Below are 22,056 nucleotides of genomic sequence, written 5' to 3' on the forward strand. Positions count from 1 at the left end.
GTAAATGTTTCAACCGAAAGTATGCCAATAGCCCGGATAGATTTAATTTATCCGCTTATAGATAAAAACTATATTTTTGCGCCGATTTTATAGTGCAAACCCTCCTGAAACTATACGTCCGTCTTTAAAGTTATAGCATAGAACACATAAGGCGGCAGAATTATAGTTGAGCGGAAAAGCGGATAACAAAATCTATAGCCCAATTTTTGTATCTTTGCAGCCTAAAACCAGAGAAGCACGATGTTAGATAAGTTAGAAGCCATTAATCAGCGTTTTGAAGAGGTAAGCCAACTGCTTATCCAGCCGGATGTGGTTAGCGACATGAAGAAGTATAAGTCGCTGAATAAAGAGTATAAAGATCTGGACAAGATCGTAACAGAATATAAGAAGTACCTGAACATCCTGAGCAACATAGACAACGCCAAGCAGGTGATTGCCACAGAGAAGGATGAGGACTTCAGGGAGATGGCAAAAGAGGAGCTGGACGAGTTGATTCCGCAGCGCGACGAGATGGAGGACACGCTGAAGGAACTGCTGATCCCGAAAGACCCGAACGACAGCAAGGACATCATCATGGAGATCCGTGCGGGTGCGGGTGGCGACGAAGCCTCTATCTTTGCCGGAGACCTTTACCGCATGTACAGCCGCTTTGCCGAGAAGCAGGGCTGGAAAATGGAGCTGATGGATGCCACTGAAGGTACATCGGGCGGTTACAAAGAAATTATCGTGGGCGTATCCGGCGAGGACGTGTACGGCAAGCTTAAGTTCGAGTCAGGTGTGCACCGCGTGCAGCGTGTGCCGGCCACCGAAACGCAGGGCCGTATTCATACTTCGGTAGCCTCAGTAGTGGTGCTGCCGGAGGCGGAGGAGTTTGACGTGGAGATCGACATGAACGATATCCGCAAAGACCTGTTCTGTTCGTCAGGACCGGGTGGGCAGTCGGTAAACACTACTTACTCTGCCGTTCGCCTGACGCACATCCCAACCGGTATCGTGGCCCAGTGCCAGGACCAGAAATCACAGCTGAAGAATTACGATAAGGCGCTGGCGGTACTCCGCTCACGTATTTTTGAGGTAGAGTTGGCCAAGAAGAACGAGGCCGAGGGTGCACAGCGCAAGAGCATGGTAGGCGGCGGCGACCGTTCCGACAAGATCCGTACCTACAACTATCCGCAGGGCCGTGTTACCGACCACCGTATTGGCTACACCGTGTATAACCTGCCTTCTGTAATGGATGGCGGCATCGACGATTTTGTGGAAGAGCTGCGTATTGCTGAAAACGCTGAGCGCCTGAAAGAAGGAGCCACAGCAGAATAAGCATTCGCCAAGTATAAATCAAAGGGATGCAGTGAAGCAAGTATAGCGGCGCTGCATCCTTTTTTTATTGTTGCTGGTTAAATTGCTAAATTGCTGTACTTCATAAGAGTGTCCATACTTCCAATAACCAATAACGAACAACTAAACTTTGAAGCTTCTGCTCGCCATATTGCCCCTGTTGCTGCTGCTGTCGGTGTTCGGCTGCGAGCCGAAGGATGAGGTGATAACCACAGACCCGGATGCGGTGCTGCAGTTTTCGGCTGATACCGTGCTGTTCGATACCGTTTTCGTGAGCCGCGGCAGCATCACCAAGCGTTTGAAAGTATATAACCGCAACGAGAAAGCTGTGCGCATCAGCGAGATCACGCTGGCGGGTGCTGCCTCTTCCCCCTATCAACTTACCATTAACGGGGTGCAGGCGCCGCTGGCAAATAACCTGGAGCTGCGCGGCGGCGACAGCCTGTATGTGCTCGTAAAAGCCAACATCAACCCAACAGACCAAAACCAGCCTTTCCTGGCGGCAGATTCCATACTTTTTACCACCAACGGGCAGCAGCAGAACGTGAAACTGGTGGCCTATGGGCAAAATGCCTACTTCCACCGCAAAGGCAGCATCGGCACCACCACCTGGCCCGCCGATAAACCGCACGTGCTGCTCGACTCGGTGCTAGTGCGCGAGGGCGAAGTGCTTACCATTGAGAAAGGAGCCCGCGTTTATGGCTATAACAAGTCAGTATTGCTGGTGGCGGGGCAGCTACAGGTACAGGGCACGCCGCAGGAGCGGGTTGTTTTCAGTGGCTACCGCCGCGAGAAAGAATACCTGACAGCGCCGGGCCAATGGGAGGGCATCCGGGTTCTGGCAACCAGCGGGGGCAACAGTATAAAGTATGCCGACATAAAAAATACACTGTACGGGCTGCGCATCGGTAACCCGGATAAGGCCGGCACGCTGGTGGAGGGCTGCACCGTGGCACACGCACTGCAAGGGGGCGTAGTGGCCTTTACCTCGGAGGTGCAACTGGTGAACACACTCATCTATAACTGCGGGCAGTACGGCTTCGGCGGTTTGGGGGGAGGTGCGTATGAACTGCTGTACTCCACCATCGTGAGCTACCAAAACCCGCTGACGCGCGAAACGCCACTGCTCACCGTGGTTGATTTTATACCTGAGACCGAGATTGAGAACCAGCCCACCTCGATTAGGGTGCTTAACTCTATTGTGTATTCTGATGGGGGGAGCACGGTGGATGAAGTACTGATAGAGCCGGCTGGCGCAGCCACCGAGGTTAGTAACAACCTGCTGCGTACCGAAAGGCATAGAGAGCAGTTTAGCGAAAACAACATCCTGAACACAGCCCCAAAGTTTAAGGCGCCGGCAAAGTATGATTTCAGCCTCGATACCCTCTCCCCTGCCAGTGGCGCCGCGAAAGTACTGCCGAACATACTTCAGGACATAAAAGGTGTAACCCGCAGCAGCACCCAACCCGACGCAGGCGCGTATGAGCGTACCATAGACTAACAATCAATGCTGAATGAGTGAATGTGTGAAGAAGTTGAAGTGAACTTTACGCTTATACTCATACTTGCACAGGTAGGGTGAAGCCAAACAGGAAGTATAAAAAAGGCTGATTTGAACCCTCAAAAATAAAATCACTCATTCACACATCCTCTCATTCAAAATTATACTTATGTGGTTTCAGAAAGAGATAAGGCTACCGGCCGTTAAGCGCGGCTTTCATTTAATAACAGACCTGCTGGAGGCGCAGCTGCCGGAACTGGAGGAGGTTTATGTGGGGCTGGCGCATATTTTCATTAAACACACCTCTGCCAGCCTCACCATTAACGAAAATGCCGACCCCACTGTGCGGCAGGACTTTGAGAGCCACTTCAACCACATGGTGCCGGAAAACCAACCCTACTACCGCCATACCCTGGAAGGCTCCGATGACATGCCTGCGCATTTAAAGGCCGCCATACTTGGCACCTCTGTTACGGTGCCCATCCGAAACGGGGAACTGAACCTCGGAACTTGGCAAGGCATCTACCTCTGCGAGCACCGCGACAACGCCTCCAAACGCACTATAGTAGTTACGCTGCAGGGTGAGGGAATGCATGGGTAATGGTTTAGTTATTAGATGTTGGTTGTTGGGGGAAATTATAAAAAAGCATAAACTCCTACTTCCTTAACTCACTCTGATAACGAATAATTAACAACTAGTAACCATTCACTACCCTTACCGCACAACACTTACCCGCCTGATCTCAGTGCCATTAGTGCTAACCAGGCGCATGAAGTATACGCCAGGCGGCAGGTGGCGTACATCCAGTTGCAGTGTGCGGCTGCGGGCCTCCGCTGTAAGTATGGTTTTGCCTACGCTGTTTATAAGCTCCACGTGTCGCACAAGTATACGCGCAGGCTGTTCAATGTACAGATAATCCGAGGTTGGATTCGGGTATACCGTCAGGTCGCTGACCGTTACGTGCACAAAGTCCTCCTTTACCTCGCTGTCGGTTACAGTGCCATTGCTCACCGTTAGCTTTACATCGTACTGGCCAGGCTGCGGATAGGTAACGGTGGGGTTCTGCTGCGTAGAAGTAGCCGGTATGCCTCCCTTAAACTCCCAGAGCCACTCAGTAGCCCGAACGCCTTCCGGTGTGGCAGCAAACTGTATACTACTCCCAGCAACTACCAGTGTGTCGCTTTCCTGCGCCAAACCAAAATCAGAGCGGATAGAGTTTGTGCAGGCAAGCGAGTAAAGTAGTTGGCTGCGGCTGGTGCTGATCACGGCGTTCATGTAGGCGGCCTGGCCATGCGTGAACAGGTTCATGCAGGCATCGTTGCTGTAGTCCATGTAATTCTGGTACATATTGCCGTAGGGACCATTGCCGCAGGATACCTCGATGGCGCCGGTGCAGTCGGTGGTATAGCTTTCCTGGTTGGGTGTGTCGTCTATGCCGTCAGAGTCGGAGCAGCTGGCATCATCCTCCCCCCAAATATGGCTTAGGCCGAGCCAGTGGCCCACTTCGTGCGTGGCGGTGCGGCCCAGGTTGTAAGGCGAGTCGAACTTGTTGGCAGGCGCTGCGCCCACAGCGGCATAATGCAGCACCACACCATCCAGGTGCGGTAAAGTGGCTCCCGGCATGCTGGCATAGCCCAGTACGTTATCTTTTATATCCCCTATCCAAATGTTGAGGTAACGGTTGGTGTCCCACGCATCTGTGCCTCCGTTAGCGGATTTCTTAATGTAGTCGGTAATATAATTGAACTCGGTGCGGTAAGTCTGGGTGCGGGTAATGCCGGTGGTAGGGTCTCCGTTAGGGTCAATGGTTGCCAGGCAGAACTCGATGCGGGTATCGGCGGCATAGGGCGCAAAGTATGAGGGGGTATTCACGGCATCCGCATTGCGTCTCCTGAAGTCAGCGTTCAGTACGGCCAACTGCGACAGGATCTGCTCACCCGAAACGTTTTCTTCCTCTTTATCATACAGCACATGAAACACAACCGGGATGGTGATGGTGGTGACGGTACGGAGGTTTTGCCACTGGCGCTTCTGCTGTAGCGTTTCCTGTACGGCCTGCTGTACTTGTTGCTGCTTCTGCTCCAGCGATGGGTGTTGCGCCTTTAGTGCCTCTGCGTAGGTATTGGTGGCGCAACTGCGGTCACCCGTTAGCTGCTGGGCAAAGCCGGGAAAGACAATGCCAAGGCAAAGAACGGCCGTAAGGGCAATCGTACGCATGTGATAAAGGTAGAGGGTTCGCAAAATTCACGGGCATCTTATGTGCCTGTAGCTATGCAAGATAAGGAAAATAGGGAAAGTATGGCAAGGCTGCAGGGCTTTTGTGAGCCCGTGCTACAGGTTGGCCTGCACCTCGTAGCGCAAGGAATCCCCGAAGATCATTTTCTGCACCCCCTCCACATGGTAGCTGGAAATATTGCCTGACTGCGGATCGGTGCTCAGCTCTACGGCGCGGCGCGAGAAAAAAATGATGTTCTTGTCCTGCAGCCGGGCATTGAGGTGTTTCAGCTTACCCGCAGGGCTCAGGACAAGGCGCAGGTAGTGCACCTGCGGCTCGGCATCCTCCAGTTTAGTAAACTCGATGGCCACAGAGCCATCCTCCAGCACCTGCTCCTGGCGCGTATAGAACTCCTGCAGCGAAGGGCGGCTCAAATCAGCTTGCTCAAACACGGCCAGCTCATCTTCCCAGTCAATATCGGGTGTTTCCACCACCTCCGGTTCTTTGCCCTGGGCGGCTACCGATTTCAGTACCATGGGTTGCTGGGTTTCCAGCCTTTGCCGCTGCTCCTGCAGGTAAGCGGTAAGGTTAAAAGCGGCCCGCCGCGCCTCGTCCGTTGCGGGTGGGGCAGGCCGTTCACAGGCAACAGTGGCCAGCAGCAGGCCCACAAAAAAGAGCAGTTTATACTTGGCCACAGGTATAAGTTTAATGGTTAATCAGGGATTCTCCTGTCATCTCCTCCGGCTTCTCAAGGTGCATCAGCTCCAGAATGGTTGGGGAGATGTCGCCCAGCTTGCCGGGGTGCAGGGTTCCTTTAAAGTCGTTGCTCACCAGCACGCAAGGCACCAGGTTGGTGGTGTGGGCGGTGTTAGGAGATCCGTCCGGGTTAATCATCATGTCGGCGTTGCCGTGGTCGGCTATCACGATGGTATCGTAGCCGTTTTCAAGGGCCGTGGTGATCACTTTGGCAGAGCATTCGTCCACCACTTCGCAGGCCTCTACGGCCGCCTCAAACACGCCGGTGTGGCCCACCATGTCGGGGTTGGCGAAGTTAAGGCAGATAAAATCGGCACTCTTCTTCTCCAGCTCCGGCACAATCGCGTCGCGGATGTCGTAGGCGCTCATCTCCGGTTTCAGGTCATAAGTGGCTACTTTAGGCGATGGGCACATGATGCGGCTCTCGCCCTCAAACTGGGTTTCGCGGCCACCCGAGAAGAAGAAAGTAACGTGCGGGTATTTCTCTGTTTCGGCAATGCGGATCTGCTTTTTGCCTGCTTTGGCCAGCACCTCGCCCAGTGTGTTGTTCAGGTTATCCTTCTCAAAGATGGCCTCTGTGTTCAGGAAGCTCTCGTCGTAGTTGGTCATCATCACGTAGCGCAGGTCCAGTTTGTGCATGTCCTGCTCCGGGAAGTCGCGCTGCGTCAGGGCCTGGGTAATCTCGCGGCCACGGTCGGTACGGAAGTTAAAGCAGATGACCACATCTCCGTTCTTGATCGTGGCGATAGGCTCCTGTTTGTCGTTCACCTTCACGATCGGTTTGATGAACTCATCGGTAACGCCCGCATTATAAGAGTCGAGCATGGATTTGATCAGGTTCTGAGAAGGTTCCCCCTCCCCTTTCACCATCAGGTCGTAAGCCAGTTTTACACGCTCCCAGCGGTTGTCGCGGTCCATGGCGTAGTAGCGGCCCACTATCGAGGCGATAGTGCCGGTTGTTTGCTCCAGGTGCTCCTCCAGCTCGTTGATATACTTTACCCCACCTTTAGGGTCGGTGTCGCGGCCGTCGGTAAAGGCATGGATGTATACTTCGTGCAGTTCCTGGTCATGCGCCACAGAGCAAAGCGCCTTCAGGTGGTCTATGTGCGAGTGCACGCCGCCATCCGACACAAGGCCGATCAGGTGCACAGGCTTTTTGTTCTCCTTGGCATAAGTATAGGCATTGGCAAGCGCCGGCATAGAGGCCAGCTTGCGCTCTGCGATAGCCTTGTTGATGCGCACCAAATCTTGGTACACCACGCGGCCCGCGCCAATGTTCATGTGGCCCACTTCCGAGTTGCCCATCTGCCCCTCCGGCAAGCCAACGGCCTCGCCGGATGCCTGCAGTGTAGTGGCCGGGTATTTTTCAAAAATAGAATCAACGAAAGGAGTGTTGGCTTTATGAATGGCCGAAGCCGCCAGGTCGGTGGCTATTCCCCATCCGTCTAAAATCACTAAGAGTACCTTCTTATCCATGGTGCAAATATAACTATAATCTTTAGAAGCTGCAGGCGGTAAATACGCGTTGCTCTCTACTGCCGCTACTGTGTAAGTGGTGCTAAGGTTCTGCCCGGCAACTATAAAAGTATACGATTTGCGAGGCCCGGGTTCTTTCTTTATCTGGATAATCGTGTTATATTAGAGACACGAAATCTCCTCCATTACTTGGCATAGTTTTGGCTCATACATGAGCAAGTAATACAAACAGCATTTATGAAAAACTTTAAACACTTTGCAGTTGCCTTCTCGATGTTATTAGTAGCTTTCTTAATGACGGCGGGGCAGGCTGTGGCGCAGGGCGATGCTATGAACAACGTGAAGCAGGCTATGAAGGCCGGCTCAGCCAAAGATCTTTCCAGAAACTTTGGCAACATGGTGGAGATTACGCTGGACGGTGCTGAGGCAACCAGCTATAGCAGCACGCAGGCTGAGTTTGTGATGAAGAACTTCTTCTCCAAAAACGCCCCTGTGGATTTCAGCGTGAACCATAACGGTACTTCCGACAAAGGCCAGCTGTACGCCATTGGCACCTATTCCTCCAAGGGCGGTTCGTATACAGTGCTGATCCGGATGAAGTCTTCAGGAGACAAATACCTCATCCATTCGATGAACTTTATAAAAGATTAAGACGATACTAATGAGATTTTTACAAAGGCTCGGAGTTTATACCGAGCCTTTTTTTATTTTTGCACCGTGAAACCGATATATCTGACCAAAAAAAGTATAAATGCCTTCATCGCAGCGGCGCTGGCCGAAGACGTAGGCGACGGCGACCACTCCTCGCTGGCGTCCATACCTGCCGATGCGCAGAACCAGGCGCGCCTGCTGGTGAAAGGCAACGGTATACTGGCGGGTGTAGAGCTGGCCGGCTATATCTTTAAAGCCGTGGACCCAGACCTGCAGCTGGATGTGCTGATGCACGACGGCAATGCGATGAAGTATGGCGATGTGGCCTTTACCGTGAAAGGAAAGGCCCAAAGTATACTTACCGCCGAACGCCTGGTGCTGAACTGCATGCAGCGCATGAGCGGTATCGCCACCTATACCAACCACATGGTACGCCTGATTGAAGGAACCGGTGCAAAACTGCTGGATACCCGCAAAACAACCCCTAACTTCCGGATAATGGAGAAGTGGGCCGTTGTGATTGGCGGCGGCGAGAACCACCGCTTCGGCCTGTATGATATGGTCATGCTGAAGGATAACCACGTGGACTATGCCGGTGGTGTGCGCGAGGCCATTACAGCCACGCACAAATACCTGCAGGAGAAAGGCAAAGACCTGAAGATTGAGGTGGAGACACGTAACCTGCAGGAGGTGCAGGAGGCGCTGGAGACAGGCGGCATCCACCGTATTATGCTTGATAACATGAGCACCGACATGATGCGCGAGGCCGTGGCCATGATCGGGGGAAAGTATGAAACGGAGGCATCCGGGGGCATTACAGAGGAAACCATCCGCGCCGTGGCAGAGTGTGGCGTAGATTATATCTCAGTAGGAGCTCTTACGCACTCCATTAAAAGTATAGACTTGAGCCTGAAGGCTTTTTAAGATAATGCGTTACCCTTCGTAACAGAGGGTTTTTACCTGATTTTGCTCTGCAGGCCTGGCCGGAGGGGCTGGAAAAGAAGAAGACAGAGACGATTTTACACTATATCATTTATGCAGCAACCAAACCAAAGAGGTCGCCGGATGGCGCAGGGCGCTAACCCGCTGGCTATCCGTACAAAGAAGTACCAGTTAGACAAGAACGATTATACACGCATGGCCCTGGGCCAGGTATGGAGCAAAAGCTGGTGGCAGGCACTTATTCCGCTGGTGCTGTTCCTGCTGCCCGCCGTGTTTAGCTTCTCGTGGTGGTGGGTGGCCACTGCCATTATTGTAACGCTGCTGTTTGTGCTGCTGCGCTCGGCGCAGGTCATGAGCGTAACGCAGGTGGAGCAGGGAAGCCCGCTGTTCGAGAAGTTGACGTATGAGGTGGACCAGCGCCAGATCCTGCTGAAGCGCAACGAGCGCGAAGGAATGGCCCTTACCTGGGATATGATCGAGCGTGCCCAGAAGAAAGATAGTGGCTATATGCTGTGGCTGCAGCCGCCAACCAACGCCCAACTGCCTAGCGGCTGGAAAGGCTGGGTGGCCCGAACCTTCCAGGTGCCGGTGTTTATCCACATGCCGTTCCGTATCTTTAACAGCCCCAACGACCTGAAGCTGATGGAAAGCTACCTGCGCCGCAAGAACCTGCTGGCGTAGTGGCGGTTTAACCCGGTGCGGGCTCGTTGCCGTAAAGTATCTTTAACTAAGGCTTTGTTGCTCTATGCATAGCAAGGCTTTGAAATCGGAAGTATAAAAACGTATAAAAATGAATAAGAACGTAACAGCAGTATTTGCCGCCGTGTGCGGTTTGTTTATGGCTTCTTGCGGTACTTCGTCAGACCTTAGACCTGATGAGAAAGTTTCTGTAGATACAGTAGAGCCAGGTACACGCGAGACTTTTAATGTGTCTGATGCAGGCAGCAAAGAGGCTACCGCTGGCGCGGTGCAGGGCGACATCGAGCACGAGCAGGTAATGCCAGACCGTGATCTTGGTGGCAACACGCTGCAGCCAGGCGACAGCGTTAGCGAGGCGGTAGAAACAAACACCAAAGCAGGCGCTACAAAAGAATAATTCCGGCTTTGTCCGTAGCCTGCCGCTACTGCTCCATCAGCAGCGGCAGGCTTTTTTTTGCCCTTGTATGCGACTAAAGCCACACTTGGGCCTCATCTTACCGGGAGAGTGTGCCTGGCCCATGATTATTTCTTTATATTTGCAACAAAATTGCTTTTAGGCCCGCATGGCAGCACAACAGGAAACAGCAGCATGGTTTAGTACCTGGTTCGACTCGCCGTACTACCACATCCTTTACCACAATCGCGACCAGCAGGAGGCGCAGCAGTTTATGGACAGGCTTTTGGCGCATCTGCATCCAAAGCCCACCGATAAAATTCTGGACCTGGCCTGTGGCATGGGACGCTATTCGGTTTATCTGAGCCAGAAAGGCTACGATGTAACCGGTATAGACCTTTCGGAGAGAAGTATAAAGTATGCCTGGCAGTTTGAGCATGAGCGGCTGCATTTTGCGCGCCACGACATGCGGGAGGTTTTCCGGCCCGACTACTTCGACTTTATCTTAAATCTTTTTACCAGCTTCGGCTACTTCGATAACGACACCGAAAACGTGGTGGCGCTGTGTGCCACTGCCGGCAGCCTAAAGCCCGGAGGAAAGCTTGTGATCGACTTTATGAATACCGATAAGGTGATCAATAACCTGGTGGCTGAGGAGGAGAAGGAGGTGCAGGGAATAAACTTTAAGATAACGCGTGGCGTAGAGAATGGCTTTATCGTGAAAAGCATCCGGTTCCGCGACAAAGGGCAAGACTATAGCTTTGAGGAGCGTGTACGGGCGCTGCGGCAGGAGGACTTTCTGGAGTACTTCGGCATGACGCAACTACGCCTGGTAGAGACCTTCGGTGATTATAGGCTAAACCCTTACGACCAGGCCACCAGCGACAGAATGATTTTTGTGCTTAAAAAATAACGGCCCCGCATGATCATAGCTATACTTGCGCTTTTCTTCACGGTAGTGCTGTCCGGCTTTCTGGTAAAGGTCTTTCCGCCTAACAAAACCAAGTGGCTGAAGATGGCATTGGCCTTCAGTGGGTCTTACCTGTTCACCATCACCATCATCCACCTGCTGCCTGATGCGCTGCTGAACAGCCACAACAACCCCTACCGTGTTGGCTATTGGGTACTGGCAGGCTTTTTTCTGCAGTTGGTGCTGGAGCTGTTCTCGCATGGTGTAGAGCACGGCCATATTCACCATCACCATGGGCGCGTGGGCTCTATGCCTTTTCTGCTGCTGGGCTCCCTGTTTGTGCACTCTTTTCTGGAGGGAAGTATACTTGTAGAGGGTGGCCACTCCCACGGCGGCGAGCATATGTACGAGTCAAGCAACTTTTACCTGGTGCTACTGGGTATTACGCTGCACCACATACCGGCGGCATTTGCCCTGATGTCTGTTTTGATGTCGCGGTTGGAGAACTTCCGGAAAGCCTTTCTGTGGCTGCTGATATTTGCGGTAGGCTCTCCCCTGGGCATTATCGTGAGTAATACGGTGCTGGCGCAGGAAGCCTCTGATGGCATGGTGTTTACTGCACTGACGGGCCTGGTGGCCGGCAATTTCCTGCACATCTCCACCACCATCCTCTTCGAGACTAGCCCAGACCACCATTTTAACCGGAACAAGCTGGTGGCCACACTACTGGGCCTTGTACTGGCACTAGTAAGCGACTTTATTTAAGGGACAAGTGTAAACAAGAATGGCCGAAGTATAAACTCCGGCCAAACTCACCTTAAAACACACACAGCGTCCCGGCCGTGTTAATAGTAATAGTCTTCTCGAGGTAATAGACTTTGGTGCAAGGCAAAGGTTTAAAACAAGGGATTTAAATTTTGAATAAAGCTTGCTGTTTCTATTTGCAACCTGAACCAAGGGCTGCATGCGGGTAAGTATAAATAGCTTGATTTCTCCCTATGTATAGAGTGTGATTTTACCCTTGACCAAGTGTAGTTATCTACACCAATTCTCCTGAATTACTGAAATAACATACTTTTTGCTAAGGTTTAATGAACCCATCTGAGCTATGGCGTTCTAAAACCAGCTATTGAGCGGCACTCTATGAGTTTATGGGGCAGCAGCGTTAGCCAGAAAGGGTGGCAGGTCAAGTACAAAATGGTTCGCTGCGTTAGCAGAAGGCAGCAAATAAGTATGCAGAGAAGCAGCTACAGCCTTTTGCAAAGCAGAGCTAAAGCATCATCACGAAAAAGTGAGGTTAAATAACCGTGGACAGCAATGTGGCGATCAAGGCCTTTAAGGTAACCACTACCGCACTGGTTCCTGTGGCAGTATCAGACTCCTCTTCTTCTGAGGAAAAGGCATCGCGGAAATAAGCGAGCGGGCTCTCCAGTACATCTGCGTCCAGTACAGATTTTTCGTGGGGCTTAGTGGTGGCAGTTTTAGGCTTAGTTTTGCCCGTAGTGGCTTTGTGCTCCTGAGTTTGCTGCACCTGCTGCTGCTGTTGGACGGTAGCAGAAGAGCCGTTGTGGTTTACTTCTGCATAAGCTTGGGTGGCAGGCATCACAAGCATGCACAGTAGCAGTAGAGCTACCATCGGCAAGAAATCACGCACTTTTACCCAAGTTTTAGTCATGCACAAATTTATATACAAAACGGGGAAAAGCCAACTATTATTGTAGGTGTTTTAGAGAAACTTATATAATACAGGGTGAACGTATGTGATTGAGCGCGTGTAAATTAAAATGCCAGCTTATTTTACCTTCGATGGCTTCACAACTTCAAGGCGGACGGGGGCTACGCCACTGTTAATCATGTTTACGCGCCTTGCCGCAGCCTCAGACAAATCAACAATCCGACCACGCACAAAGGGGCCACGGTCAGTAATCTCCACTCTCACTGACTTATTGTTTTGCAGGTTGGTTACCTCTACTTGGGTGCCGAAGGGTAGTTTTTTATGTGCTGCCGTTAACTTGTTGCGTCGGTAACGCTCACCGTTGGCCATTTTGCGCCCCTGAAACTTGCGGCCGTAGTAAGAAGCCTTTCCTTCTTCTACATAGCCTTTCTCCCCGAAGCCGGGGGCAGTGGTGGCGCAGGAGCTAAGGCAAAGAGCTACTGTGGCAGCGGCCAACGTACTTTTAGCGGCTCTGGAAAGTATAGGAAAGGGTGATGTAGGTAAAAATGTAAGCATAATCTAAACTGTAACAGTAGGTTTAACGGTTGTTTGCCCGATGAATTGCCTGATATGCTGGCTTAGTTGCTGGACAGGGAGCGTTTCGAGGGGGTGTCGGGTACCGGGGAGCACCTGTAGGCGGGCGTTTGGCAGCAACCGGTAAGCCCAAAGCGTCTCCTCCACCGTCACCATATTGTCGCGGTCGCCGACGGCTACCTGCACGGGTAATTGGAGCTGTGGCAGCGTTTCGGTGGTGAGCAAGGGGTTTTGGCCAAGCTGGCGCATCATACTTGCCGTGTGGCGCATAATCTGTTTCCAATCCTGTGGGGTGTGCCTTTGGGCCAGGGTCTCGGCGAAAGCCGGCACCTTCTCCTCCACTTTGTCCGGGTTCAGCAGCTTTGTCTCTTTCTCCGCCGCCTCCGCTGTCCAGGCATACTTGGTAGCCAAAGTATAAATGCTGCTGATGCGCTGCGGGTGCTGCACGGCCAGGCTAAGCGCAGCGTATCCGCCCATACTATAACCGAAGATGTGCGTGCGCTCTAGCTGTTGCTCCTCCAGGAAAAGAAGTATGTCCTGCACAAATTGCTGCATGGTAAAAGGCTCCTGTGGCAGCGGCTGGCCACCATGGCCCGAAAAACCCAGGGTATGAACCCGGAAGTCATCCTGCAGGGCCAGCTTCAGCGGCTCCAGCATGGCAGCGGAACCCAGGGCCCCGTGTAGCAGCAGTAGGTTTTCCATGTGGGTGTGAGGTTAAAGTATGGAAGGTGCTTCAGTCAAATCTACAAAAAACACCTAAGTCATGCTGCCTAAAGTTACTTAAAAGTATAAATTGCCCGCAGCAAGTATAAAAAGTACAACCCTATGACAATTGAAGACCTGCAGGAGCTGTGCCGGCAGCTGCCCGGCGTAACTGAAAGTATAAAATGGGAGCATGACCTGTGCTTCTGCGTGGCCGAGAAGATGTTTTTGGTGGTGGGGCTGGATAAAACTCCGGTGTCGGCATCGTTTAAGGTAACCGCTGAGGAGTTTGAGGTGCTATGCCAGCGCCCCGGGTTTAGTCCCGCGCCTTACATGGCGCGCCACAAGTGGGTGGCGCTGGATAACCTGAACCGCCTGCAGCCGCAGGAATGGGAGCAGCGTGTGCGGGAGTCGTACAGGCTGGTGAGCGGTAAGTTGCCTAAAAAGGTGCGCAAAGAGCTGGGGCTGGAGGCATAAAAAAAGCCGGAGCTGTGGGCCCCGGCTTCTGTTGCTATTGCTTCAGCTGGTAGTTGTATACTTCCATGGCCTGCGTCAGCTTATCTTTCTGGAAGAGGTTGATGATCAGCTGCGCCCCTAAAATGCCCGCCCCGGCATACATCAGCGGGTTAATGTCTATGCTGGTGGAGCCGTTTACCTCCTGCGAGTTGTTGATCGATTTAACAGCGCCCACAGCCAACAGGCCGGCTCCCACAATAGATACGCCTGTGTTGATCAGCTTATCCTTTTTGTAACGATGCAGCAGGGCCATGCTGGAGGCATTGTCCGATAGCGCCGTCTCCAGGTTATCATAGTTCATGATATACAGCGGGCCTTCATCCTTAGAAAAAAAGTAGATGCGCTTGCGGCTGGTGCGCGGCATTCCATACCCATAGCCGTACGGAGAGTAGCCGTAGCCACCGTCGTAGTAGGTGCGTGTGGTGTAAAACCTGTCGATGCGCGGGCCATCGGTGAGGCGCTTGGCAAAGGAGTTATAACTGCTGCCGGCCTCTACGCGGGCAAAAAAGCCATCCTCGTTCTGGTAAACGTTTACCATGCTCGGGTTAAACTTCAGGGAGTCATCGAGCAGGAAATGGCTGGACTTAAAAAGTGGTGACTTATACTGCAACTTGTTGGCATAAAATACCTGGCCGTCCTGCAGTTGTAGAAAGTAGCGGCCCTGGCCCCGGCTTGTCTGCCCGAAGGCGGTATAGCCCAACAGGAGGCAGAGCATCAGGGGTAGTAGGTTCTTCGTCTTTAGCATACCTAAAAGTATAAAATCTTACGTTTGGTTAAAACAGGAAAAACAGCATCACCACCATTCCCAGCAGAGCCAGGTAAACCCAGCGCATCAGGTGGGGGCGGTGCTTGCCCGGCACAGAGCTGCTCACCACCATAACGGCGGCTAACAGGCAAAGCAAGTATAAAAGTATAAACGTAACTGCCTTTACCCAGTTGGGCACAATGGTGTTTTCTGCCTGGTACTGGTTGCTCATGCCCAAGCCCGACAGCAGCCACTGCAGCCCGAAGAACACCACCAACTCAAAAACAACAAAGTACAGAAGCCATTTCAGCCAGGTGTTTTTGCCGCTGCTCATGCGTGTATGGTTTTATAAAAATGATACCCCTTTATCTGGAACCCCTCCCGGAAGTAAAAACGGTGGGCGGCGCTGTTCGTGACATAGGCATCCAGCATAAGGGCTTCGCAACCCTCCTGCCGCGCCCGTAGCTGCATCCAGTCCAGCAGGAGTTTGCCTACACCTGATCCGCGGTGCGCATCGTCTACCACAAAATTATCTATCTCCAGGTACTTGCCGCTGTAAAGCTTCGCCCCAATCCAGAAGCCTGATAAACCTACACATTTTTCCGAAGCATCGAAAGCGCGCACCATACGATAATTGTGGTGCAGCATCAGGCGGATCAACTCTTCGTAGCGCGCTGGCGTCAGCTGCGGGTTCAGTAGCCGGAGGAGTGGGTAATGCGCCAGCATATCGTGCATATCTGCCGTTTCTTGTAACGTGTATTCGCCCATGATGCATCAGGATATATAAGTATAGTGCTATTTGTGTGTTATGGCCTACTTTTTGCACTATTGTAGCTGAGTGCCCGCAGATGCCCTGCAGCAGTAGTTACGTTATGCAGGCGCTAAAATAAAGCTTATATGCATTAAAATGCTGTTTATCAGCTTTATGAATTTACAAAGAATATAATTGTATTGTTGGCTTTTTTGAAACAAATTTTAGGGTGTATACCGTTAAAATACCAGGAGATTGTAGGGATATGAAGTTAATACGAAATATAACGTTAGATAATTATAAATTTTACACCGGTGGGGAGCCTAGAAAGATCTTTAGTATTGCTTACGAAGATCTTACTACGGTTATCTACTACCAGGACGAGGACAACGTCTTTAAACTGGTGGTAGCCAAAGAGGATGACCCGCCGATACTTGTAGAAAAAGGTATATCGAGGGCCGAGGCCTTTCGTTTAATGAACACCCGTCCGTAAATCGGACGGGTTTTTTGTTGCCTGCTGGCGTATCCCTAGCCCCTGCCTGCGTATAAAGCGGTTATGAACCTCCGGAACACCTACTTTAAAATCGCTTTAGTTGGCTTTATGCTGAGCCTGTTGCTGCAGTTCGTGCTTTTCTTTGCCGTTGATCCCTACCTGGCTTCCGTTATATCTCCCCTCTACCCCATCTGGTTTATACTTTTTGTGGTGGGTTGGCGCAAAGAGCATCCCCGCCGTTAACCTGATTTGATACTTACTGCCTGTCATGGTTGTACTGAGCCTTGTAAAAAGATAGGTAAAATAAAGAAAATGGCCAATTGACGTGCGTGTGTGGCAGAGCGGGCACTTTTTAGGTCTTTTTTTGCTTATAAGGGAGTAGCCAAAGAAAATAACATGAATAAGACCCAAGAAAGAATAATGGCCGACGAAAACCACGTGCAACACATGTTTCTGCGCGTGGAGAACAAAGACTTAGTGTGTGTGATGAATATTGCCGGCCATCCTTACCGCCTGCGCGAGTTGATTTTTATGATGGTGGAGAGCGGTTGCCTGGTTGTGCAAACCGATTCCGACGGCTTTAATACCTTTGAATACGATCAGGAGACCGTGGAAGCGCATGATTTCCTGACGTCTATTATAAAAGCGAGGTTTTTGGAATAACCCCTCCTGGCTTCAAAAGCAAAAAGGCTACCGCTCTGGCAGCCTTTTGTATGTCTTACAGTTGCTTGATTTCAATTTCCCGAGGTTGGTTGGTGCCTTCAAAGTATGGAAGCTTTACTTTTAGCTGGCCGTCCTCGTGCAAGGCCTCTATGCGGCTCAAGTCTACTTGCGGTGGCAGTAAAAAGATTCTGTTAAACAATGGTGCGGCCATTTCCGGGTTGTCTTCGCTTTGCAGCACCGAGAACAGGGTAAGCTGGTTATTGTGCAGTACTACTTTAAACGCCTCTGGCGATACACCGGCAGCCCAAACATTTATTACAGCGCCTTTTTTATACTTCTTGATATCTACGTATGTCTCACTCACACCACCGCCAATAGTGTTGAGCAGGTTAATCTGGTGTGCGATATTTTTTAAAAACTCTTTATCCTTTATCAGTTTCATCTCTTCTCCTTCTTAGTTCTTACGCCCTTTTAATTACAAAGCTAATGCCAAGTGCAACACTGTGTCGAAGCAAGGCTAAACTATGAACTATTTGTGCCAAAATGGCGATAAATAGTGTTTTATGTGCCTTTCAAGGTGTCATAATGGCATTATTAGGGGATTTTGAGGATCATGTATACCATGTGCTCTGATACTGTGCGCACCTCTCGTTTTTCCTCGGCAGCGTTCTTTCTCTCTTCACACCGCTGTCTGTGTGGAGCTGCTTAAGCTCGCTCTTCTCCTATAATGGGAAATGAAATGCCGTAATAATTGATTCTTTCCGAATTCGGGAATTATTGCACTGAAATAGCAATAACAGCAGAAGAAAATTAATCTTATATATACTATATAAGCTGTTTTATTTTAAAGTATAAATATATGAACAGTAGCATGTTGTGTTATGGAGTGTGAGTGAGCTATAGCTAATGTTATATTGCATTGTTTAGGCAAAGTATAAAGTTTTGTGGTTTGGCATGTTTCTTTCTTAAAGAAGCTCGAATGAAACAGTATATAGTACCATGAAACAATTTTACCCCCTTATCTCATTACTTTTCTTTTTAACACTTACAGCCCAGGCGCAGCAGGTGGCTTCTGCGAGTAAAGTGCTTTACGAGCAGAATCTTACAACCTCCCCAACTAACTTATCAGGGTCAAAATGGGCTGTTGGAAATACTTACCTATTTGCCCCCAACAATACTACAAGCGGAAACTTTTTAAAAACGGATAATACACTTACAACAAATAGGAGGGTGTTTGTTGTGCAGGAGCCAGTATCAACACTGGGTTTGGCTGGCGTAACGGTTACTTGGAAGGAGTTCAGAACACAGCACTGGATTCACAACGACAATGGCCTTACTATTAAAAGAGACAAGCAAAATTCTCTCTCTACCAAAATAGATAATACCAACCCCATCGTACTTGAATATAGCTTTGACGGTATAACTTATACCTCAGAGGGTATTACAGTTTCACAGAACATAACAAGCTTCTATACTTGGGCACCGGTTAACTCAGGCAACCTTATATTTCTTCCGGCTCATGTCTTGAATAAAGAAAAAGTATATTTTAGGTGGTCTATAGTGGTTGATGCAACAAACCAGGACTTTTACGCAATGGATGACATCAGAATTGTGGGTGAACAGGATCAGGCAGTAGCCCCACTCCCTGTGCAACTGATGTCCTTCAAAGGAAGCGTTCAGGGAGCAAATGTGAATTTAACCTGGGCTACCGCGCAAGAGCTTGACAACGATAAGTTTGTAGTAGAGCGGAGCCTTGATGGCAGAAGCTTCAGTGAGATCGGTAAAGTAACAGGTCGCGGTAACAGTAGTACACGCATTAACTATACTTTTACCGACACCAACCCGGCAGAAGGCATCAACTACTACCGCCTGCGCCAGGTAGATTTTGACGGAGCAGAGGAAACATCGAATGTGGTGGCGCTGCAGTTTAAAGGCACACAGCACACGCTGAATGGCAATATTGCCAAAGTTTACCCAACCATAACTTCCAGCGATGTAACTGTAAGCTTTGCCCTCCGCAATGCGCAGGTAACGGTGCTAAACGCTAACGGACAACAGGTAGCGCAGTATGGCAATGTAAATAATGCGGTAGTGGTACCTGCTGCTCACCTGCATCCGGGCATCTACTTTGTTAAAGTATCTGACGGCACGCAGCAGCAAACGCAGCGTTTTGTAAAGCAATAGGCAAATAGAAGAACTACTCGTAGTAAGCCCCGGCCCTTCTGTAGGTGTCGGGGCTTTTTTGTGGTTTAGCTGCCTGAAGGCATGCCTGATGCTGGTACGTTATAGGGATGCAGTAAAAACAATGCCACTTAGGCTCCGTACCTAAGAGTACGAACTAATTACACAATAACTATGAAAAAGAATGTATTGCTAATGATACTCGGGGTAGGTTTTCTGAGCGCCTGCAACAATCCTGAGGGTGATGTTGAAAACGATACCATGAGCGAAGCCACTGCCGACTCAGCTGTAGTGTATGATGATGAGCGCGGGCGTGTAGAAGCCGACGCCGTAGAAATAATAGATGTGGGGGAAGACTTCTGGGCTGGTATAGACTGGGATGCGCCTGTTACAGAAGATCCTGAAATGAAGGAAGCGGGGGTCGAAGTTCGCGCCAGCAATGAGTACAATATCTACGGTATGGATGATAAAGTGCTTTTCGATACCGATAAGGCCGAGATAAGGCCGGAAGGGGAAGAAAAGCTGCAGCAGATTGCCGAAGAAATTAAGAGCCTGCCGCCTAATGGCCCTATCCGCATCTTCGGGCATGCAGATGCCCGTGCCGGCAACGAGTATAACAAAGAGCTTTCTGCCGATCGCGCCAACGCCGTAAAAGACTGGCTCCAGAACAAAGGTGGAATAGATGCAAACCGACTCTCTATTGAAGCTATGGGAGAAACAGCGCCACGGGCCACTAACGAAACTGCCCGAGGCCGCCAGCTTAACCGCCGTGTAGCCATTGTGGCCGTGACACGCGAGCCTCAACAGTAGCTAAGTATAACAACAGGCATCAAGCCGCTGGTTGCTCGCCAGCGGCTTTTGTCTAAAGTATAAGCTGTAGCCTTGCAGACGCAAGTCTAAACAAGTTTGTATTTTTCAATATTTTACTTACCTTCTGTTATACTTTCCATCACTCTGTTTATGTTTAAATTATACTTCAGGAACAGCTTTGTGCGCATCTACTATGATAAAGAACAGCGGCTGGGCAAAGCTATCTGGAACGGACATTTAACCGGGGCGGAGTTCCGGGAGGCAACGTTGCTGTGTCTGGACTTAATGGATAGGTATGAGCTGAAAGGGTGGCTGGGGGATAATCGCAAGATGGACTCTATAGTTCCTGCTGACCTGCAGTGGAGCCTGCGTGTGTTTGTGCCCCAGTTGGTAGAAGGGCCACTGTTGCGTTTGGCAAACCTGCCTTCTGAGCATGAAGGGCATCAAAAGGCGTTGGATGTGATGATGGAAAAGAAAAACAAGCTGGACCAGCAACTGTTGATCCGTGAGTTTGAAGCAGAAGAGGAGGCCATGGCCTGGTTAAGGGAGGTGGCTTACTAAAACTGCCCTTGGGCTTAAGCCTGCAGGGGTACTAATTTTCGCAGCTTAGCGTTTGGCACGCCCTTTTTTTATAACTTACAGCCGCAAGTGCTGCTAAAACGGCGTACTTGCCTCTTTTACTTTGATGATTATGACGAGGCTATGCGTAGTCTTGGTGGGCAGGCAAATGCAACAATACTTTAAAAATAACTTTGTTACCTTTCTTTATGATACCCAGACCCGTTTGGGGAAAGCCGAATGGAGAGGGCATTTAAAGGGTTCAGAACTGAGAGAGGCTTATCTCCTGGTGCTGGATATGATTGATCGGTTTTCTTTAACCAGGTGGCTGGCCGATGATCGCCAAATGGAATCAATAGACCCTGCCGATCTGCAGTGGAGCCTGGAGGTGTTTGTGCCCCGAATCGCTAAAAGTTCGCTGCTGCGCATGGCCCGGCTCCCCTCTCGCTTCGATGAGAACCGGCAGGCCGTAAAGCAAATGATCGTGAAGGGGCATACCTTTGACCTGGACCTGGTGCTCTGCGATTTTTCTGACGAACAGGAAGCGATGGCCTGGCTGATGGAGCCGCTGTAGGCCATTTCTGCGTAGGACTAGCGCTGCGGAATCGAAAACCTTGTAAGCACTTTTGATAAATCCCTGCTCGCTCTCGTACAGGTATAGATGCAAAAAACTGTTTCGCTGGAGCCAAGGAAGTACTACCACCTCTACACCCGGGGCGACAACAGAGACTTAGTCCCTGTAATGTGTTAAGAAGCCGAATAGGTCTTTGTTTTCCTGATAGAACCCAGCAGATGAGTAGGCGTATTCTTCCGGTAGCGCAGCCAGCTGCCACCTCTCCTGAATAGGGTTGTGGTGTATGTACTCTAACTTTTGCTCAGTAACTGAAATAGAATAGCAGTAGATCGACAGCGGGTTACGCTCCCATAGCTGATACTTCCGATCTTTAGCGTTTACCTGGAATCTCTCCAGAACAGCTGGGTGATGCTCACTCAGGTCATACTTTATCTGCTGCGCCGTATACTTCAGGAAATCCCGTTGCACGTCTTCACGCTTGTGGGGGCTTCCATTTTCCAGAGCAGATGGAGGTGGTTTGGCATGATTACAAAAGCGTATACTTTTACCCGTTTCTGCTCCACCAGGTAGCCTAGACTGTCTACAATAATCTGTTTATACTTATCGGGCTTTAGCAGGTGCTTCCACTCCAGAATAGTGGCTGTGAAGAAAGCGATATGCTGTTGCTCATGCATTTACTAAGGTACTACTTTGTACACCCAGATGTTGCGTGGTGGTCGGCTGTTCCTCCTTGCCTTTGCCACCCTTCTTATCGCCTGCCGTGCCCGCCGTTGTAATATCTGTGTGTCGCAGATATCATGTCGGCTGCTGTTTTCACCTACCGTGTCCGCCGTTGTTGGTGTTTTCACCAACAACCACTTTTAGCTAACCGACAGCGGCTGCTCATATTTCTCTTGCTGCACATATTAGGTCGTTGAGGGTGTAGTTGGCTGTTT

General features: G+C 50.6%; 29 protein-coding genes. 17 read left to right on the forward strand and 12 right to left on the reverse strand.

What is annotated here, in order from left to right:
• Positions 1-240: 240 nt before the first annotated feature.
• The 3 genes from prfA (at position 241) to OO017_RS11780 (ending at position 3,437) form a co-directional block, all read left to right on the forward strand.
• Positions 241-1,317: a peptide chain release factor 1 gene (gene prfA / locus OO017_RS11770; protein WP_266052692.1), complete on the forward strand. Its 1,077-nt coding sequence runs from the start codon at positions 241-243 to the stop codon at positions 1,315-1,317.
• Positions 1,318-1,465: 148 nt separating this feature from the next.
• Positions 1,466-2,836, forward strand: coding sequence for a hypothetical protein (locus OO017_RS11775; protein ID WP_266052693.1), 1,371 nt, complete (start codon positions 1,466-1,468; stop codon positions 2,834-2,836).
• A gap of 169 nt (positions 2,837-3,005) precedes the next feature.
• Positions 3,006-3,437 (forward strand): secondary thiamine-phosphate synthase enzyme YjbQ, encoded by a 432-nt coding sequence (locus OO017_RS11780; RefSeq protein ID WP_266052694.1) that lies wholly within the window; start codon positions 3,006-3,008, stop codon positions 3,435-3,437.
• Positions 3,438-3,551: 114 nt separating this feature from the next.
• Here the strand turns inward: OO017_RS11780 and OO017_RS11785 are convergent, their stop codons facing one another.
• The 3 genes from OO017_RS11785 to gpmI form a co-directional block, all read right to left on the reverse strand.
• Entirely contained in the window at positions 3,552-5,054 is a 1,503-nt protein-coding gene (locus OO017_RS11785; protein ID WP_266052695.1) for a M43 family zinc metalloprotease, read from the reverse strand.
• 114 nt (positions 5,055-5,168) lie between these two features.
• Complete coding sequence (locus tag OO017_RS11790; protein ID WP_266052696.1) at positions 5,169-5,747, reverse strand: hypothetical protein; 579 nt, start codon at positions 5,745-5,747, stop codon at positions 5,169-5,171.
• Between the two features lie 10 nt (positions 5,748-5,757).
• Positions 5,758-7,284: a 2,3-bisphosphoglycerate-independent phosphoglycerate mutase gene (gene gpmI / locus OO017_RS11795; RefSeq protein WP_266052697.1), complete on the reverse strand. Its 1,527-nt coding sequence runs from the start codon at positions 7,282-7,284 to the stop codon at positions 5,758-5,760.
• A gap of 237 nt (positions 7,285-7,521) precedes the next feature.
• On the opposite strand from gpmI, the gene OO017_RS11800 reads away from it, so the two are divergent.
• The 6 genes from OO017_RS11800 to OO017_RS11825 all read left to right on the forward strand — a co-directional run bounded on the left by OO017_RS11800 (position 7,522) and on the right by OO017_RS11825 (position 11,645).
• The gene (locus OO017_RS11800; protein WP_266052698.1) at positions 7,522-7,935 is read left to right on the forward strand and encodes a DUF4783 domain-containing protein; all 414 of its coding nucleotides are present in this window, start codon (positions 7,522-7,524) and stop codon (positions 7,933-7,935) included.
• 66 nt (positions 7,936-8,001) lie between these two features.
• Positions 8,002-8,859, forward strand: coding sequence for a carboxylating nicotinate-nucleotide diphosphorylase (nadC, locus tag OO017_RS11805; protein ID WP_266052699.1), 858 nt, complete (start codon positions 8,002-8,004; stop codon positions 8,857-8,859).
• 111 nt (positions 8,860-8,970) lie between these two features.
• Positions 8,971-9,558, forward strand: coding sequence for a hypothetical protein (locus tag OO017_RS11810; protein ID WP_266052700.1), 588 nt, complete (start codon positions 8,971-8,973; stop codon positions 9,556-9,558).
• Between the two features lie 109 nt (positions 9,559-9,667).
• Positions 9,668-9,973: a hypothetical protein gene (locus tag OO017_RS11815; RefSeq protein ID WP_266052701.1), complete on the forward strand. Its 306-nt coding sequence runs from the start codon at positions 9,668-9,670 to the stop codon at positions 9,971-9,973.
• A gap of 166 nt (positions 9,974-10,139) precedes the next feature.
• Positions 10,140-10,883 (forward strand): SAM-dependent methyltransferase, encoded by a 744-nt coding sequence (locus OO017_RS11820; RefSeq protein WP_266052702.1) that lies wholly within the window; start codon positions 10,140-10,142, stop codon positions 10,881-10,883.
• A 9-nt stretch (positions 10,884-10,892) separates the two neighbouring features.
• A complete protein-coding gene (locus OO017_RS11825; protein WP_266052703.1) occupies positions 10,893-11,645 on the forward strand; it encodes a ZIP family metal transporter in 753 nt (250 codons plus the stop codon).
• A gap of 532 nt (positions 11,646-12,177) precedes the next feature.
• Here OO017_RS11825 and OO017_RS11830 read toward each other — a convergent pair.
• The 3 genes from OO017_RS11830 to OO017_RS11840 form a co-directional block, all read right to left on the reverse strand.
• A complete protein-coding gene (locus OO017_RS11830; protein WP_266052704.1) occupies positions 12,178-12,555 on the reverse strand; it encodes a hypothetical protein in 378 nt (125 codons plus the stop codon).
• Between the two features lie 117 nt (positions 12,556-12,672).
• The gene (locus OO017_RS11835; protein WP_266052705.1) at positions 12,673-13,110 is read right to left on the reverse strand and encodes a septal ring lytic transglycosylase RlpA family protein; all 438 of its coding nucleotides are present in this window, start codon (positions 13,108-13,110) and stop codon (positions 12,673-12,675) included.
• Between the two features lie 3 nt (positions 13,111-13,113).
• Entirely contained in the window at positions 13,114-13,830 is a 717-nt protein-coding gene (locus OO017_RS11840) for an alpha/beta fold hydrolase (RefSeq protein ID WP_266052706.1), read from the reverse strand.
• 123 nt (positions 13,831-13,953) lie between these two features.
• On the opposite strand from OO017_RS11840, the gene OO017_RS11845 reads away from it, so the two are divergent.
• The gene (locus OO017_RS11845) at positions 13,954-14,307 is read left to right on the forward strand and encodes an MmcQ/YjbR family DNA-binding protein (protein WP_266052707.1); all 354 of its coding nucleotides are present in this window, start codon (positions 13,954-13,956) and stop codon (positions 14,305-14,307) included.
• A gap of 34 nt (positions 14,308-14,341) precedes the next feature.
• Here OO017_RS11845 and OO017_RS11850 read toward each other — a convergent pair whose 3' ends face one another.
• Genes OO017_RS11850 through OO017_RS11860 form a run of 3 tightly spaced genes read right to left on the reverse strand, consistent with a single transcriptional unit; the run spans position 14,342 to position 15,859 of the window.
• The gene (locus OO017_RS11850; RefSeq protein WP_266052708.1) at positions 14,342-15,091 is read right to left on the reverse strand and encodes a hypothetical protein; all 750 of its coding nucleotides are present in this window, start codon (positions 15,089-15,091) and stop codon (positions 14,342-14,344) included.
• A gap of 28 nt (positions 15,092-15,119) precedes the next feature.
• Positions 15,120-15,425, reverse strand: a complete 306-nt coding sequence (locus OO017_RS11855) for a hypothetical protein (RefSeq protein ID WP_266052709.1) — start codon at positions 15,423-15,425, stop codon at positions 15,120-15,122.
• The gene (locus tag OO017_RS11860; protein ID WP_266052710.1) at positions 15,422-15,859 is read right to left on the reverse strand and encodes a GNAT family N-acetyltransferase; all 438 of its coding nucleotides are present in this window, start codon (positions 15,857-15,859) and stop codon (positions 15,422-15,424) included. The genes OO017_RS11855 and OO017_RS11860 overlap by 4 nt, the downstream gene beginning before the upstream one ends.
• A 248-nt stretch (positions 15,860-16,107) precedes the next feature.
• On the opposite strand from OO017_RS11860, the gene OO017_RS11865 reads away from it, so the two are divergent.
• The 3 genes from OO017_RS11865 (at position 16,108) to OO017_RS11875 (ending at position 16,998) form a co-directional block, all read left to right on the forward strand.
• The gene (locus OO017_RS11865) at positions 16,108-16,335 is read left to right on the forward strand and encodes a hypothetical protein (protein WP_266052711.1); all 228 of its coding nucleotides are present in this window, start codon (positions 16,108-16,110) and stop codon (positions 16,333-16,335) included.
• Between the two features lie 63 nt (positions 16,336-16,398).
• Positions 16,399-16,578 carry a hypothetical protein gene (locus tag OO017_RS11870; RefSeq protein WP_266052712.1) on the forward strand — a complete coding sequence of 60 codons (180 nt, stop codon included), beginning with the start codon at positions 16,399-16,401 and terminating at the stop codon, positions 16,576-16,578.
• 153 nt (positions 16,579-16,731) lie between these two features.
• On the forward strand, positions 16,732-16,998 hold the full coding sequence (locus OO017_RS11875) for a hypothetical protein (RefSeq protein WP_266052713.1): 267 nt from the start codon (positions 16,732-16,734) through the stop codon (positions 16,996-16,998).
• 55 nt (positions 16,999-17,053) lie between these two features.
• On the opposite strand, the gene OO017_RS11880 is transcribed toward OO017_RS11875, so the two are convergent.
• A complete protein-coding gene (locus OO017_RS11880) occupies positions 17,054-17,440 on the reverse strand; it encodes an Hsp20/alpha crystallin family protein (protein WP_266052714.1) in 387 nt (128 codons plus the stop codon).
• A gap of 1,151 nt (positions 17,441-18,591) precedes the next feature.
• Here OO017_RS11880 and OO017_RS11885 point away from each other — a divergent pair.
• From OO017_RS11885 to OO017_RS11900, 4 genes are all read left to right on the forward strand, one after another.
• Positions 18,592-19,182: a T9SS type A sorting domain-containing protein gene (locus OO017_RS11885; protein ID WP_266052715.1), complete on the forward strand. Its 591-nt coding sequence runs from the start codon at positions 18,592-18,594 to the stop codon at positions 19,180-19,182.
• A 171-nt stretch (positions 19,183-19,353) separates the two neighbouring features.
• On the forward strand, positions 19,354-19,989 hold the full coding sequence (locus OO017_RS11890; protein WP_266052716.1) for an OmpA family protein: 636 nt from the start codon (positions 19,354-19,356) through the stop codon (positions 19,987-19,989).
• A 150-nt stretch (positions 19,990-20,139) separates the two neighbouring features.
• Positions 20,140-20,550 (forward strand): hypothetical protein, encoded by a 411-nt coding sequence (locus OO017_RS11895; RefSeq protein WP_266052717.1) that lies wholly within the window; start codon positions 20,140-20,142, stop codon positions 20,548-20,550.
• 130 nt (positions 20,551-20,680) lie between these two features.
• A complete protein-coding gene (locus tag OO017_RS11900; RefSeq protein WP_266052718.1) occupies positions 20,681-21,121 on the forward strand; it encodes a hypothetical protein in 441 nt (146 codons plus the stop codon).
• Between the two features lie 156 nt (positions 21,122-21,277).
• Here OO017_RS11900 and OO017_RS20040 read toward each other — a convergent pair whose 3' ends face one another.
• Together OO017_RS20040 and OO017_RS20045 are read right to left on the reverse strand one after the other, a co-directional pair.
• Entirely contained in the window at positions 21,278-21,589 is a 312-nt protein-coding gene (locus tag OO017_RS20040) for a hypothetical protein (RefSeq protein ID WP_369426429.1), read from the reverse strand.
• On the reverse strand, positions 21,571-21,795 hold the full coding sequence (locus OO017_RS20045) for a hypothetical protein (protein ID WP_369426430.1): 225 nt from the start codon (positions 21,793-21,795) through the stop codon (positions 21,571-21,573). The genes OO017_RS20040 and OO017_RS20045 overlap by 19 nt, the downstream gene beginning before the upstream one ends.
• Positions 21,796-22,056 lie beyond the last annotated feature (261 nt).

Origin of the sequence: Pontibacter anaerobius, assembly GCF_026241195.1 — a bacterium.
Taxonomy (GTDB): Bacteria; Bacteroidota; Bacteroidia; order Cytophagales; family Hymenobacteraceae; genus Pontibacter; species Pontibacter anaerobius.